This window comes from Paracoccaceae bacterium (genome assembly GCA_012103375.1).
GTDB lineage: Bacteria > Pseudomonadota > Alphaproteobacteria > Rhodobacterales > Rhodobacteraceae > WLWX01.
On the sequence record WLWX01000001.1, the window covers coordinates 2,456,626 to 2,470,871 of the forward strand.

Genomic DNA, 14,246 nt, shown 5'->3' on the forward strand with positions numbered 1-14,246 from the left:
ATGCGGCGCATTCTGTTGCTTACAATTTTATCCCTGACATTACCGGGCTGTGCGGGCACGAATATATTCGGCCAGATCACCGGTCAGAAGATAGAAACCGCCCCGGTGGCGGAGGTGGTTACACCCGAAGAAGCGCTGGCACTGGAACTGAAAGACATCCGCGCCCGCATGGTCGCGCGTGCGGATGTGAGCGATGCGGATCTGGTGAAACTCGCAGGGTCGGGCGACGGGCTTGCGGCCTATAATTATGCCGGCAGGCTGAGCGGGCGAGGTGATGAGGCGGCGTTGCGATACTTCGTACAGGCGGCGAATGACGGGCTGGATTATGCCTATCTGCCCATAACGAAGTTCCTGCGCCGCGATGACGTCACGTTTTCGGAACAGACCTTGGCCATTGCCCGTAACGCATTGAATACACGCGCACAAAGCGACACGCAGATGGCGCTGATTATGGCTGAATTCTATGAGGGTGGCCAGCCGTTTGGCCAAGATCCGGCGGAATCGCGGCGCTATCTGACCATCGCCGCCAACAATCAGAATGCCGGGGCGGCCCTGAAACTGGCGACGCATTTCCTGCTGGACGGCGAGGATCGCGAACAGGGGTTCCCGGCGGCGCGAAAGTATCTGGGAATTGCCGTCGCCAGCGATGATTTGGCCGCCCGGGTAACTGCCGAAAACCTGTTGCGCAGCCTTGGACCGGCGCCTGCCACGCTCGCCCAGACAACACCCAAGATAGAAGAGGAGGAGCAGGCATGAACCGATTTTGCACCCGGGCAATTGCCCCGCTTATCGGCCTGACGCTAAGCGCCTGCGCGGCCAGTGCCAGCAATTTTGCATGCAGCGGGCATGAGTTTTCCAACACGATGCCGTCGATCGAAGGGCGGGACGGGTTCTTCTTTCGCACTTTCGCCGATCTGCGCATGCAGCATCCGCTGACCGATCAGGTTGCAGATCAGCTGCAACGTCTGTCCCGTGAATTGGCCGCGGGGGGGACGACATTAATTTACGTCACCATCCCGTCCAAAAGTCAGGCGATGCCGGATTACCTGCCGCCGCGGTCGGCTGAATACAGCTATGACGTTAATTCGGCCGGTGCGGTTTATCAGGATATCATCGCGCGCCTTCGCTCGCGTGGCGTCGCCGCGCCCGATATCCAAACGGCCCTGCAGGGGGCAGGGGCCGACAATCCTCCGTTCTTTCGTGCGGATTTCCACTGGACGCCCGAAGGTGCAAGGCTGGCAGCAGAAGAAATTGCCAAAACAATTGTGGCCGATCCGAATTACGCGAACACCACCCCGAAGAATTTCGAGACCATCGAACGGGGGCGCGAGGTTGCGTTTTCCGGCATGCGGCGTGCGTTGCAGGTTTTCTGTCGCGATGAATTGCCGCCAGTTGCGACAATGTCTTTCCTGACCCGGGAAGTGGCGGCGCAAACGGATGGAGATTCGCAATCACTGGATATATTCGGATCAGATCAAGCCGCGCCCCAGGCGGTGTTGGTCGGGACATCTTTTTCGGATTCCGATATCAATAATTTCGCTGGCTTCCTTTCGGAATACTCGGGCCTGAACATCGTCAACTACGCAATCACTGGCGGTAATCAATTCGGTGCCATTACATCCTATCTGACGTCGACCGAATTCGCCGAGAGCCGCCCGCAATTCCTGATCTGGGAAAACCCGATCTATAATAACCTCGCGCAATACGGCCCGGGCCATATTGAAGAGCTGATTGTGTTGAAAAACTCCGAAATCAGAGCGTCGCGGATTTCTTGCGAAAACCTATGAAGCGAAATAGTCGGAAAGCTTTGACCACGAGACAGCGCATGGCTGCGCGTGAGCGCATGTAGGCGATTTGGGCCGACCCCCGCGCCAAAAATTTAGGATCGGGCTGCATGGAAAGAAAAATCATCGTTCAGGCCCTAAAACGGAGTTTTTCAACACAATCAGCTGATTGCCGCAGCCTCGGGCCGGTGTGACCAACCGCTTGTCACGACGTCGGACGGCGGCACGACACTGCGGGCCGAACTGGCGGATATCCGGCTTCGTCCAGAGGATGTGATCTTTGCCAATCTGGGTCAGGACGGTGCGCGCCGGGCCGAATTCAGCTTCGTCCAATCCTCGGGCGTGCGGCGCCGCGCCGTCATGCAGCGGGGCGACCGGCTGCGCGCCACGGGCCGTTTCTATCAACCACTTCTGTCGCTCTGGTCTGATGACATTGCCGAGGTTCAGGTCACGTTTGACCGCCCCGTCAGCGATGTTGCCAGCCTGTCTATCTGTCGAACAACAAAGGACGATCCGTCATGAAATCTGCGAAATTCACCCTGCCGTGCGCCACAGCACTCCTGTTTCTGGCGACCCCCGGTCTGACCCAGGATGGCGGTCTTTATGAGGATGTGGCAGACCCAAACGCCGCCTTCGTGCGCGTGATTGCGACGGGTGAAACCGTCGCCGTGGTGCAATCGGTGGCGTTCCGCGATGTCGAAGACGGGATCACCCCATACGTCGTGACCGACCCCGGAGAGGTCAAGATCGTCGCCGCCGGAACCGAAGTCGCCGAGATGGTCGAACCCGCCACATTCTATACCTATCTTGTCGGGCCGGACGGGACCGGATCGCTGATCGAGGATGATCTGACCGGCAATCCCGCGCAGGCCGATGTGACGTTTTACAACCTTTCAGATGTGGAGGCTGTGGATCTGTTCGTGCCCCAGGCGAACGCCGTCGCAATCCCCGCGGTATCCACGAACTCTGCCGCAACGGTTGCCTTGAAGGCGCCATTGACGCTCGATTTTCAGATGCAGTCGGGTGACGAAATGTTGGCACAGGTTGATGCCGTCGATTTAAAGCGGCGCGCCGGGATCACCATCATCTTCAGCGGGGCGGGGGGAGTTATTCCGCCTCGGTCACGGACAATCGTTACGTCAATTGACGCAATGGCGCGGCGGAATATTCGGAGACAGTAGATGAGCCACCACATGCACAGGATTACGGCAGCCGCACTTGCGTTGTCGGTGTTATTGGCCGCGCCGCAATCCGGCAATGCGGCGACTTCGGATATCGTGTTCGATCCGCCGATCCTGGATGTCGATCCGATCTGCGTGACCCGCTCCGGCGATCAGATGATCATTGCGGAATGGTCAAAGTGGGATGGAAAATCCTTGCCGGATCGCGCGCCCGAATTGATCAAACGGGATATTCGCCGATTGCGGGAGATCGACGCACGCGCCTGGTCGGACACCATTGAACAGATGATCGAATTGCTGCCGACAATTGATCCGCATTTTTCGGAATCGACGAAGATCGTCGCCATGATTGATCTGCTGGTGGCAAGCGGGCGGCTGGACCAGATACGCAATCAGCGTCTTGTCGAACAATTGATGCAGGCGGATCTGTCAACCTCGCCTCGGTTGCAGGCATTGGTTGCGGGATATCTGATTGATGGCATCGGAATTGATCGCGACGAAGAACGCGGGTTGGAATTGATGATCGCCGCAGGCTACAGCGGTAATGCCGACGCTTTGCTGGAATTGTCCCGCCGCAGCCTGGCGGGGGCCGCGCCGGATGGCTGGGATCTGCCGCCTGATCTGGCGATCACAATGGCCTTTGGCGCGCTGGTCGGGCAATTGAACCCAATGATTTGCGACCGTGTCACGCGGATCGCGCGCGAATTCCGCAATGGTGACATTGTCACGCAGAACTATGACCTGTCGGAAAAATGGTTCCGCTTTGCCGCTGATCTGGGCGATGCGAATGCGGCCTGGAATGTGGCCGAATACCACATGCGATCGGAAGAGGTCGCCAAGGACAACGACGTTCTGCTGAAATACCTGAGTTTGGCCGCTGACGGAGGCCTGCCTTATGCGGAACTGGCCTTGGGTCGTTTGTACGAGGTTGGCGCATTGCTCGACCAGGATATGGATCATGCGCTGGCGCTGTATCAACGCGCGGCTGACGGGTCAGAACGCGCCGGGCTGATCCGCTTGTCGCTGTTTCTGGAACAGCAAAGCAAGATTGATCCCGCCCTGCATCCGCAACTGATCGAAACGCTTGAGGCGCTGGCCGAACTGCCTGACGCGCCGGGCTGGACCTATACCAAGCTGGCGCAGAATGTGCTGGAACGTGATGGCCGTTGGGCTGGTGAGGCCGAGGCCGAGCGTCTGCTGGAACGCGCCGCCGCCCTGGAGGAGGGGGAGGCGATCCAGGCGCTGTCCGCGATCCGCATGCGCCACGCAGAAACGGACGCCGATTTCTATCGGATCGTTGACGACCTGATCTATACGATTAGCCAACTGGGCATGATCGACCCGATGGCCGATCTGCGCCGCTTTGCAATCTGCAAGGCCCCCAGCGGTCCGAACCTGGTCGAGGCTGAATACTGGCGTGGGATCGAGGCCGCGACAGGCACCCAGACCCTGTCGTTCAAGCCCGAGGAGATGGCCGATCTGGCCGAAGATACCGACGAACTGACTTTCGCAATCCTTCAGACCCAGGCACTTTATGGTCGCCCGACCGCGCTGGCTTCGTTCATGGAGCTGCTAGAACGCAATGGCGCCGAAGAAACTCAGGTTGCGTTCTGGGATGCCTACGCGGACCGCTATGACCGGGTGTTGCAGTCACGTGGCAATCTGCTGCTTAAGCTGGCCCTATCGCCCGAAGAACGCGCCCGCGCCGTGCGGTATTACCGGGACGCATTGGCGGGCGGCGAACACGAGGCGGGGCTGTACCTGGCCGATGTTCTGCTGTCCGGGCCCGATGTCACGCTGGAGGACCGTGTCCTTCCCCCCTAAAACTGGGCCACTACATTGGTCTTGAGAGGGGAATATGTAATGGCACGGAAACGGCATTCGGACGAAGATGTATTGAAGCTGCTGCGTGAGATTGAGCTGAAGCTGACGGGAGGAAGTGACGTTGCATCGGCGTGTCGTAGCGTCGGCATCAGCGATGCGACATATTACAACTGGCGGAAACGGTTTGGTGGTATGGGACGGTCGCAGTTGTCGGAGATGCGCAGCCTGGAAAAGGAGAATGGGCGTCTCAAGAAGATCGTCGCTGAGCTTGAATTGGACAAGCTGATCCTCAAAGAAAGCCTGAACTACTTAAAGCCCAGGGCCTGACGACTGGGGAGCTCCGTCAGGCCGTTATTCATACGCGCCAAAAGCTCGCGACCTCGGAGCGGAGTGTCTAGCCCCCAAGTTCTGGGCCATTTCTGATTAGAGTTTCTGGCATTGGTGGTCGCATGTTCAGAGCCTGGTGCGGACGTGTGTGGTTGTACTGCTTAAGCCAATGATTGATGACGATCTGTGCCTGTTTCGTTGTTGTGAACCATTCAGCGTTGAGGATCTCGTGCCGGAGAGTGCCGTTGAACCTCTCGTTGTATCCGTTTTCCCAAGGGGACCCCGGATAGATTCTAATTGGTCGAACACCAACGCGAACCAACCACTCCTGCATCGCCTTGGCTACGAACTCTGGGCCGTTGTCGGAGCGGATATACTCCGGCGTGCCATGGCAGAGGAGCAGCGGATATAGCGCCTCCAGAACATCTTCGGCGCCCATCCTGCTGCGAACTTCCACGGCCAGGGCCTGCCGGGTGTACTCATCCAGAACGGTCAGCATCTTGTAGCTCCGGCCATTGCTGAGCTTGTCGTGAACGAAGTCGATGCTCCAGATGTGGTTCGGATGCGTCGGCCTGAGGCGAATGATCGAGCTGTCCTTGTGATAAAGCCGTCTGCGCTTCCTGTGCCGCTGCGGGAGTTGCAGTCCTTCTTCCTGCCAGAGACGCTCAACCTTCTTATGATTGACCCGCCAGCCCTCGATGCGCAGGAGTTCCGAAACTTTACGATAGCCGTAGCGCCCATATTGCTTGGCCAGGCGGATCAAAGCGAGCCGTAGAGCATCATCGTCTTTTGGCGCGGGTCGATATTGCAGAGAGTTTCGCGCCAGACCGACGACCCGGCAGGTCCTCCGCTCCGAGGTCGCGAGCTTTTGGCGCGTATGAATAACGGCCTGACGGAGCTCCCCAGTCGTCAGGCCCTGGGCTTTAAGTAGTTCAGGCTTTCTTTGAGGATCAGCTTGTCCAATTCAAGCTCAGCGACGATCTTCTTGAGACGCCCATTCTCCTTTTCCAGGCTGCGCATCTCCGACAACTGCGACCGTCCCATACCACCAAACCGTTTCCGCCAGTTGTAATATGTCGCATCGCTGATGCCGACGCTACGACACGCCGATGCAACGTCACTTCCTCCCGTCAGCTTCAGCTCAATCTCACGCAGCAGCTTCAATACATCTTCGTCCGAATGCCGTTTCCGTGCCATTACATATTCCCCTCTCAAGACCAATGTAGTGGCCCAGTTTTAGGGGGGAAGGACAGCCGGGTCGTCGGTCTGGCGCGAAACTCTCTGCAATATCGACCCGCGCCAAAAGACGATGATGCTCTACGGCTCGCTTTGATCCGCCTGGCCAAGCAATATGGGCGCTACGGCTATCGTAAAGTTTCGGAACTCCTGCGCATCGAGGGCTGGCGGGTCAATCATAAGAAGGTTGAGCGTCTCTGGCAGGAAGAAGGACTGCAACTCCCGCAGCGGCACAGGAAGCGCAGACGGCTTTATCACAAGGACAGCTCGATCATTCGCCTCAGGCCGACGCATCCGAACCACATCTGGAGCATCGACTTCGTTCACGACAAGCTCAGCAATGGCCGGAGCTACAAGATGCTGACCGTTCTGGATGAGTACACCCGGCAGGCCCTGGCCGTGGAAGTTCGCAGCAGGATGGGCGCCGAAGATGTTCTGGAGGCGCTATATCCGCTGCTCCTCTGCCATGGCACGCCGGAGTATATCCGCTCCGACAACGGCCCAGAGTTCGTAGCCAAGGCGATGCAGGAGTGGTTGGTTCGCGTTGGTGTTCGACCAATTAGAATCTATCCGGGGTCCCCTTGGGAAAACGGATACAACGAGAGGTTCAACGGCACTCTCCGGCACGAGATCCTCAACGCTGAATGGTTCACAACAACGAAACAGGCACAGATCGTCATCAATCATTGGCTTAAGCAGTACAACCACACACGTCCGCACCAGGCTCTGAACATGCGACCACCAATGCCAGAAACTCTAATCAGAAATGGCCCAGAACTTGGGGGCTAGACAACCGGGCCGAGGCATTGGAACTGCTGATGCCGCTGGCCGGACGGGGCAGGGGCGAAGCCATCGCCTTGCTCCACCGCGCCGACCCAACCGGCCTTGGCACCGCAAAGGACGTATTCGAACTGCACCGAGAGATAATCGAGGCGCGCGGTGATTTCTGGGCGCTGACCCTGGCATTGCGCCACCTTGAGGACGCAGCAAAGATTAAGGACTACAAGCGCCGGATCATCGCCGTCATGGATTGCGACTTCAAACAGGCGATCCACTATGCCTCGGTACTGGGCGAGATTGGGCACAATGACGATTTCTATCGCTGGATCGAGGTCGCCAAGATTTTGGGAGAGGACAACGGCTGGCGCAACGTGCTGATCGGCGACCATCTGCGCCGCCACGGCGCACCGGGCGATGCCGAGGCTGCGATGGCGCATTATGAAACGGCGCATGCGGGCGGGAACCTGACCTCGATCAGCCGATTGCTGAATGTCTATGCCAATTCACGCGGCGCGGGCTTTGACGCGGGCCGCGCAGCGGACCTGTTTGTCGAGCTGATCGTGAAATCAAACCTGCCCGATGTGCCGCACGCATTGGCGCGGCTGGCGCTGGAAGAACCGGAAATCAGGATGCTGGCCGCCGAACAGATCGACGTGCGCGCGCTGTATGAAAAGTCGGCGCTTACCGGGCATCCGGTGGCGATGCGCGAACTGGCGTGGATCATGCGGACGGATGCGGGATCGGCAACCGATGTGGCCGCTTCGACCGAATGGTTTGCACGGGCCGCAGAGCTGGGCGATGTGCCTGCGATGGTGGATTTGGCGCAGGCGCTGGCCTTCGGGATCGGAACCGACCCGTCGCGCGAAGAAGCCCAGACCTGGCTGGCCCGCGCCGCCGACGCTGGCGACGAAACCGCGCAGATGCTGACGCAGTCGCTGGCGCTGCGCCCCGAGGTGACGCAATGAACACGCGGGCAGGGGGCCTGACCATCGCCGCCCTTGGCGCATGCCTCTGCGCCAGCCCGGCGATTGCGTCGGTCGAATGTTTCGTGATCCCCGAACCGGTCGTGTCGCTGGACCACGGCAGCCGCTATACCGATGACAGCCGCACACGATCAGACATCGACCCGGCCAGCAACGCGGGCGTCAATGCGGCGCTGAATCCTGTCGACGCCTTCATCTCGGCCCTGGCGAAAGCCTCTAACATGGCGTTGAAAGAACCGGCTGAGGCGTCTGCGCATGCGGCTTGTGTCGGTGATGCGCTGGCGGAATGGGCGCAGGCGGATGCCCTTAGCGCGCTGGAAACGCCCAATGCGCATATGTCGTCGCCCAGCCGCATCGCCGGGATGGCGTTTGCCTATGCCTCGGTCCGCTCGATGCTAAGCGATGATGCGCAGAGAGGCGCAATCGATGCCTGGTTGCGGCGCCGGGCCGACCAGATGATCGCTTATTGGGATCGCGATGCACCGCCCAAGGCCAGCCGCAACAACCTGCGCGCCTGGGCCGCAGTCGCCGTTGCGCGGATCGGGCTGACGCTGGGGGCCGAGGATCTGCAACATTGGGCCGCCTGGTCGGCGCTGCGCGTGGCCTGCGATGCAGCACCCGACGGCAGCCTGCCGCGCGAAATGGAACGCGGACCGCTGGCGCTGCATTATCAGTTGCATGCAATCGGCCCTCTGGTGGTGACGGCCGCCTTGCTGCACGACGCGGGGTTTGAACTGTTCGAGGCTTGCGAACGCGCGATACCACGCGCCGTGGATTTCACCGTAGCCGCCATCGACAATCCGGATCTGGTGACGACCCACGCGGGTGCGCTGCAAAGCTATTCCACGGGTGACGAGACTCTGCGCGCCTTCGAAGTCGCCTGGGCGGTGGCCTATTTGTCGTTCATCGAAAACCCGGACCTGCGCCGCCTGGTGTCAGATTTCGACACCCTCGGCCATTCAAAACTCGGCGGCCTGCAAACGCTGCTGTGGGGTGCAAAGGGGTGACGCCATCTGGGGCGGCGTTTGTGGATTGAGGGGTGTCGTTGTTATCTTCCAGACATGCCACTGGGTGAGCAAAGCAGAAGTGTCGCCAAATGCGTCGACGGTAACGATAGCTGACAAGGGCGAATATTTCACTGATCGCAGCTTTGGCTGCCTTTGCGGGGCAGGGGAAGCGATCCTTTAGGCCAATGGCGGCGAAGGTGTCAAAAGAGCCCAATGTTTCAATTGTTGCGAGGTTTGCGATGGTCCGCTCTAACGTCGTTTCGTTACCCAGCTGCGACAGAATGCCTTTGGCCGATTGTGTTGAAAAACTCCGTTTTAGGGCCTGAACGATGATTTTTCTTTCCATGCAGCCCGATCCTAAATTTTTGGCGCGGGGGTCGGCCCAAATCGCCTACATGCGCTCACGCGCAGCCATGCGCTGTCTCGTGGTCAAAGCTTTCCGACTATTTCGCTTCATAGGTTTTCGCAAGAAATCCGCGACGCTCTGATTTCGGAGTTTTTCAACACAATCGGCTCAGTAGCAATTATTCGAGCTACACGAAATCTGAGATAGTGTTACTGATCATCATGGCTTGACAACATTTCTCGTGACTTTGCGGCTTCTACTTGTTAACTAAAGAGTCCAAAGAAATAGAAATTTCGTCCGGGCTGTTTTCGAGACCACTTTATAGTTAAGAGCTTATGACCTATTTGAATTGTTCGTGTATTGATGGGGGCTTCCTTGAGTAGTATTTTTCGCCATTTTCTTACTTTGATTTTTTTCTTTTACGCCTATGCAAGCGTCGCGCAGTCGGACCGGGACATCGAAGCTGAAGCTTCACTACCTACAGGAATGTCGTCAATAGGAAATGTGCTCCTTTTAGGAGACTACAGGGATGAAATCCGAGCATTAGAAGGAGAACTACTCCGTGTTCGCCCAAAGAAGAATACATTAACTAAAGCGTTTCGACATTAACCTGAGACATATCCGGCGGCCTTAAAGTAGTTCCAGCATTCTACTGGGTCGTAGAGATCGCAGATTGCTCCGATTGCTTCGAAGACCTGGGTAAAGGACCTGGCCCCGATCCGTCGCAAATGGGCTTTCAGTTTAGAGAAGGCCTGCTCGATGGGATTCAGGTCGGGCGAGTACGGTGGCAGGTAAAGGAACCAGCAGCCGTGATTGCGTAAAGCCTGCGTCGCCTCCTTATTCCGGTGGGTTGCCAGGTTGTCGAGAATGACGACAGTGCCGGGGTTGATCTCGGGGACCAGCACTTCGCGGATGTAGGCCGCGAAGGCGGGGCCATCTATCGCTCCCTTGATGACCCAAGGTGCGATCAGCGCGCCTTGGGTCAGGCCCGCGATCAAGGTTTGGGTTCCCCAGCTTCCGAAGGGCGCATCCATCGTCAGGCGCTTACCGCGCTTGGCTCTGCCGCGTAGGCGCGTGAGGTTTGTCTTCACTGCGGTTTCGTCAATAAAGACAACGCGCTCAGGAAAGGTCGCAATGGCTGGCGAGCGGTATCTGAACCAGTCGGCCCGTTGCTGCCTTACCTTGGCGCGGCGGCGCTCGGTTGCGACCAGCGACTTTTTTTGTACGTGAAGCCGAGCCGGGACAGAAGGTTGGCGATGGAGGAGTGATGCACCCGCACACCCTCTGCATCGGCCAGCGCATTACGCAACTCAAAGAGCGTGATGTCAGGGTCTTGTGCGATCAACTCCTCAAAGAATTCCCGATGCGGAGCCAGCTTTCCCTTGCCGCGCGGCGGTCCCTGCCGGGCAGGTTCCGCATGACCCTTCATCCTCACCTGACGCGCCCACCGCGCGCCTGTGGCAGGCGACAGCTTCAACCGCAACGCCGCCGCGCGCCCGCTCAACCCTTCTTCAATGTATCTCTGAAACCGTATCCGAAGCGCAGATGGCAAAGGTGCTGACATGATCCATCCTCCCAAACAGGATGAATCACAGATCAGGTCTCAAGGGAATCCCTCGCGATTCAGGTTCAAGCCGAAACGCTTTAGGCCAACACCTTTTGGCATCAAAGGAAAGATCTGGATCTCCATTCAGGGTCGTGAGCGCAGATGGATTGCGCGAAGAGCAAAGTTGCGGCGATGCATCCGAGGTCCGGAAGCAGCCGATTGTGTTGAAAAACTCCGTTTTAGGGCCTGAACGATGATTTTTCTTTCCATGCAGCCCGATCCTAAATTTTTGGCGCGGGGGTCGGCCCAAATCGCCTACATGCGCTCACGCGCAGCCATGCGCTGTCTCGTGGTCAAAGCTTTCCGACTATTTCGCTTCATAGGTTTTCGCAAGAAATCCGCGACGCTCTGATTTCGGAGTTTTTCAACACAATCAGCCAGAATATGGTTTCCAGTAACGGAGCAAAGAAAGGTCGCAATCGAGGTCAAGGAACCTCGAATAGGACCGCCTAAATAAAGGCATGAAACGATCAGCCATGCCTCGTTGGTGGTTAAGCAGCGGTCAATGGGCGCCTTCACAAGTTCTGCGGCAAGGTCGCAACCGACAAGCCTACCGCGCCGACGATCAGAATCGATGCGATCAAACGGTTGACCCAAACTCCGGCCTTTTCGGATGGAACTGCGCGACCAAGCAGGTAGCCAAGCGTCGAATAAATGCTGTGCGCAATAAACGACATTGCGGACGCGGCGATTACCAGAACCAACAATTGCGGCATCGCTGGGCGCGAAACATCCACTGCTTGAGGAACGACCACCGCAACAAAGATCATCGCTTTGGGGTTCGTAAGAGAAATCAGTACACCTTGAGTCAAAATCCGCCAAAAACTCGGTTTTGGGACATTCCTTGCGGTTGAACCTGCTCCCGGCGCGTTCCAGATCCTGAGTGCAAGCCAGATCAAGTAGGCCACGCCGACCCAGCGCATGATCGCTAGAAATTGACCAAACCACTGTGATATTAAGCCCAGCCCGAAGGCTACAATAAGGGCGTAAACAACGATGCCAGTCACGAAACCGGCTGCACAGGCGAGCCCTGCACGAAATCCATACCGACTTGAGATGGAGACGGTGAAGGCAACATTGGCGCCAGGAGTCATCGCGGCAGCCAGCCATATGGTGCAAAACCCAAACAAAATGGTTGGCGAAACGATCTCGAACATCGGAGGCTCCTATAGGCCGAACAAAGTGGTTATACGCCCTAAGAAACAGACGGTACGATGGGAATAGGTGAAATCCCTAGGGTAATTACACTTCGAAGAGAGACCGCCGACGGAGCGCAACTCGGCAACCATCTTCGCGCTCTACCGTTGGCGTTTTCGACGGTGCCTTTCTGCCAGGGTGGAGTAGATGTAGTGCTAATTCGTCTCCTGGCAGACTCGCTGCTTGGCGCCTTCGATGATCGTCCAGTTGCCGATCTGCGCAGGCGTCCACCCATGAGCCGGGTGATCAAATTCGCCATAACTCCCGAGAGATTATCAATCTGCGGCACATCAGAAGTCGCACTTAAGGGTAGTGTGCTCCTCTTGATGGCTCCATTATCGCATAATCAGTATTATGTTAACAATAGTGAAGTGTATCCGTTAAGAAACGAACCTCCTGCACCCATTCAGACGCAGGAGGTTTCTGAGCAGCCAATCAGAAATCAACAAGCCGACGGAATGGCGCTGCACCAGATGTACCACCGCACATGTTTGCGGCCCGATGTGCCGTGAAACTGTTCCATGGGCCTTGAATATTGCCATCCAGCGAAAACGACATGCCTTCACCGGCAGAGCGATGCGCGGGTGACGTCCGATAGATCATTGTGTCAACGGGTTCGCCGGCGCTGATGACGGCGGCGCCTGCGGCGCACCAATAGTCGACGCGCGCGAAATTGTGGTTGAACTCCACGTCAATTGTGTTGCCAACCAGCGTAGCAGCACTTGCGGTGCCGGTCGTTGCTGCCAATGCAGCCAGAAAAGCAAGAGTAAGTCGGGTCATTGGTCTTCTCCGTTTGGGTTTTGGCGAAAGGCGTTTGTGCCTTGCCTGCCTGTAAGTCGGCCATGAACGGATTGGGTTCACCGAGGGTTCAGATTCGGCGAATTGCCGCCACCCGGGCATGAAACCGCCAATCAAACGAGAAATGGCCCGGGGAGTTACCCGAGCCATTTCATTAAGTTACTGGACGAAGCGTATTTATCAGTCGAAGATAGAGATTATCGTGTTGAGGAAACCTCCACCTTCGTAATCGTCGCCATATTCGCGCCGCTCTTCGTCGTTCTGTCCGTTGCCCTCATGGCACATGTTCGCCGCAGCATATGCCGGGAACGCGTTCCAGGGACCGGTGCTGCCGCCGTCGAGCGTGAAGGACATGCCCTGCCCGGCGGACCTGTGCATCGGTGACGTCCGGTAGATCATCGTCGTCACGGGAAACCCGTTTCTGATCACCTCCTGGCCGACGGCACACCAATAGTGGAATCGGCCGAAATTGCCGTTGAACGGGACGTCGAAAGATTGAGCAATGGACGCGCCTGGTGTTGATATCATGGCGGCCAATGCGACTGCTGCAAATTTATTCATGGGAACTCTCCTTTTCCTTGAACTATGCGCGGTTGACCCGCGCCCACGGAAAATTAGTCGTGTTAACGATTGTTAAGGTTCAAAGGTTTTTGTGCAAAACGCGCTGACGTAGGGGCATGATTTGTGCGGAAATTAGCTTGTTTTCTGTGCTGCCAGTGCACGAAGCTGCCTGCGCAGCTTCTCGCCATCCTCGCCGCTTAGGCCGGTAAGCAACCGCGCATCGTAATCCCGGGCCTGCCGTTCCAGATCGGCAAAAGCCCTTTGCCCAAGCGGCGACAACGTCAGTGTTTCGCGCCGCCGGTCTGCCGTGTCCTGGGCGCGCAGCAGCATCCGTTTACCCTCCAACCGTTGAACGGCGCGGCTGATTTTGGTTTTGTGAACATTGGCGCGGGCGCCGACGTCGCTTGCCGTCATCGCCCCGTAACGCCCCAGATGGAACAGCACCCGCCAATCCGTGCGCAACAGGTCATACCGGTCGCGGTAGTATTGCTGAAACTCGCGACTTGTCGCCTCGGCCGCCTGGTTCAGCAGATAAGGCAGGAAATTCTGTAAATCGAAATCGTCCATAGGGTCAGGTAGCGCTTGTTAGTTACAAACGCAACTATTAGGACGGGGC

At 57.6% G+C, this 14,246-nt stretch carries 16 protein-coding genes and 1 pseudogene; 9 read left to right on the forward strand and 8 right to left on the reverse strand.

Translation table 11 applies throughout. The features are described from left to right. The 6 genes from GKR99_12555 (at position 1) to GKR99_12580 (ending at position 5,116) form a co-directional block, all read left to right on the forward strand. Positions 1-756, forward strand: a complete 756-nt coding sequence (locus tag GKR99_12555) for a hypothetical protein (protein NKB28331.1) — start codon at positions 1-3, stop codon at positions 754-756. Beyond that, positions 753-1,787 carry a hypothetical protein gene (locus tag GKR99_12560; GenBank protein ID NKB28332.1) on the forward strand — a complete coding sequence of 345 codons (1,035 nt, stop codon included), beginning with the start codon at positions 753-755 and terminating at the stop codon, positions 1,785-1,787. Before GKR99_12555 ends, GKR99_12560 begins: the two co-directional genes overlap by 4 nt. Positions 1,788-2,057: 270 nt before the next feature. Beyond that, positions 2,058-2,306, forward strand: a complete 249-nt coding sequence (locus tag GKR99_12565) for a hypothetical protein (GenBank protein NKB28333.1) — start codon at positions 2,058-2,060, stop codon at positions 2,304-2,306. After that, positions 2,303-2,965, forward strand: coding sequence for a hypothetical protein (locus GKR99_12570; protein NKB28334.1), 663 nt, complete (start codon positions 2,303-2,305; stop codon positions 2,963-2,965). The genes GKR99_12565 and GKR99_12570 overlap by 4 nt, the downstream gene beginning before the upstream one ends. 12 nt (positions 2,966-2,977) lie before the next feature. Beyond that, on the forward strand, positions 2,978-4,789 hold the full coding sequence (locus GKR99_12575) for a hypothetical protein (protein ID NKB28335.1): 1,812 nt from the start codon (positions 2,978-2,980) through the stop codon (positions 4,787-4,789). A 39-nt stretch (positions 4,790-4,828) separates the two neighbouring features. Then, entirely contained in the window at positions 4,829-5,116 is a 288-nt protein-coding gene (locus GKR99_12580; protein NKB28336.1) for a transposase, read from the forward strand. Between the two features lie 67 nt (positions 5,117-5,183). Here GKR99_12580 and GKR99_12585 read toward each other — a convergent pair whose 3' ends face one another. Next, complete coding sequence (locus GKR99_12585; GenBank protein NKB28337.1) at positions 5,184-6,080, reverse strand: IS3 family transposase; 897 nt, start codon at positions 6,078-6,080, stop codon at positions 5,184-5,186. After that, the gene (locus GKR99_12590; protein ID NKB28338.1) at positions 6,026-6,313 is read right to left on the reverse strand and encodes a transposase; all 288 of its coding nucleotides are present in this window, start codon (positions 6,311-6,313) and stop codon (positions 6,026-6,028) included. Before GKR99_12590 ends, GKR99_12585 begins: the two co-directional genes overlap by 55 nt. Between GKR99_12590 and GKR99_12595 the strand changes: the two genes are divergently transcribed. Genes GKR99_12595 through GKR99_12605 form a run of 3 tightly spaced genes read left to right on the forward strand, consistent with a single transcriptional unit; the run spans position 6,296 to position 9,122 of the window. Further along, positions 6,296-7,141, forward strand: coding sequence for an IS3 family transposase (locus GKR99_12595; protein ID NKB28339.1), 846 nt, complete (start codon positions 6,296-6,298; stop codon positions 7,139-7,141). The genes GKR99_12590 and GKR99_12595 overlap by 18 nt on opposite strands. Positions 7,142-7,158: 17 nt before the next feature. Continuing rightward, positions 7,159-8,097, forward strand: a complete 939-nt coding sequence (locus GKR99_12600) for a hypothetical protein (GenBank protein NKB28340.1) — start codon at positions 7,159-7,161, stop codon at positions 8,095-8,097. Continuing rightward, positions 8,094-9,122, forward strand: coding sequence for an alginate lyase (locus GKR99_12605; protein NKB28341.1), 1,029 nt, complete (start codon positions 8,094-8,096; stop codon positions 9,120-9,122). The genes GKR99_12600 and GKR99_12605 overlap by 4 nt, the downstream gene beginning before the upstream one ends. Positions 9,123-10,073: 951 nt before the next feature. Here GKR99_12605 and GKR99_12610 read toward each other — a convergent pair. The 6 genes and pseudogenes from GKR99_12610 to GKR99_12635 form a co-directional block, all read right to left on the reverse strand. Next, a pseudogene (locus tag GKR99_12610) lies at positions 10,074-11,032 on the reverse strand (IS630 family transposase). Between the two features lie 297 nt (positions 11,033-11,329). Further along, positions 11,330-11,503: a hypothetical protein gene (locus tag GKR99_12615; protein ID NKB28342.1), complete on the reverse strand. Its 174-nt coding sequence runs from the start codon at positions 11,501-11,503 to the stop codon at positions 11,330-11,332. 86 nt (positions 11,504-11,589) lie between these two features. Next, positions 11,590-12,231 (reverse strand): hypothetical protein, encoded by a 642-nt coding sequence (locus GKR99_12620; GenBank protein NKB28343.1) that lies wholly within the window; start codon positions 12,229-12,231, stop codon positions 11,590-11,592. A 475-nt stretch (positions 12,232-12,706) separates the two neighbouring features. Further along, the gene (locus GKR99_12625) at positions 12,707-13,051 is read right to left on the reverse strand and encodes a hypothetical protein (protein ID NKB28344.1); all 345 of its coding nucleotides are present in this window, start codon (positions 13,049-13,051) and stop codon (positions 12,707-12,709) included. Between the two features lie 198 nt (positions 13,052-13,249). Then, on the reverse strand, positions 13,250-13,630 hold the full coding sequence (locus tag GKR99_12630) for a hypothetical protein (protein NKB28345.1): 381 nt from the start codon (positions 13,628-13,630) through the stop codon (positions 13,250-13,252). A gap of 132 nt (positions 13,631-13,762) precedes the next feature. Next, complete coding sequence (locus GKR99_12635) at positions 13,763-14,197, reverse strand: MarR family transcriptional regulator (protein ID NKB28346.1); 435 nt, start codon at positions 14,195-14,197, stop codon at positions 13,763-13,765. Between the last annotated feature and the right edge of the window lie 49 nt (positions 14,198-14,246).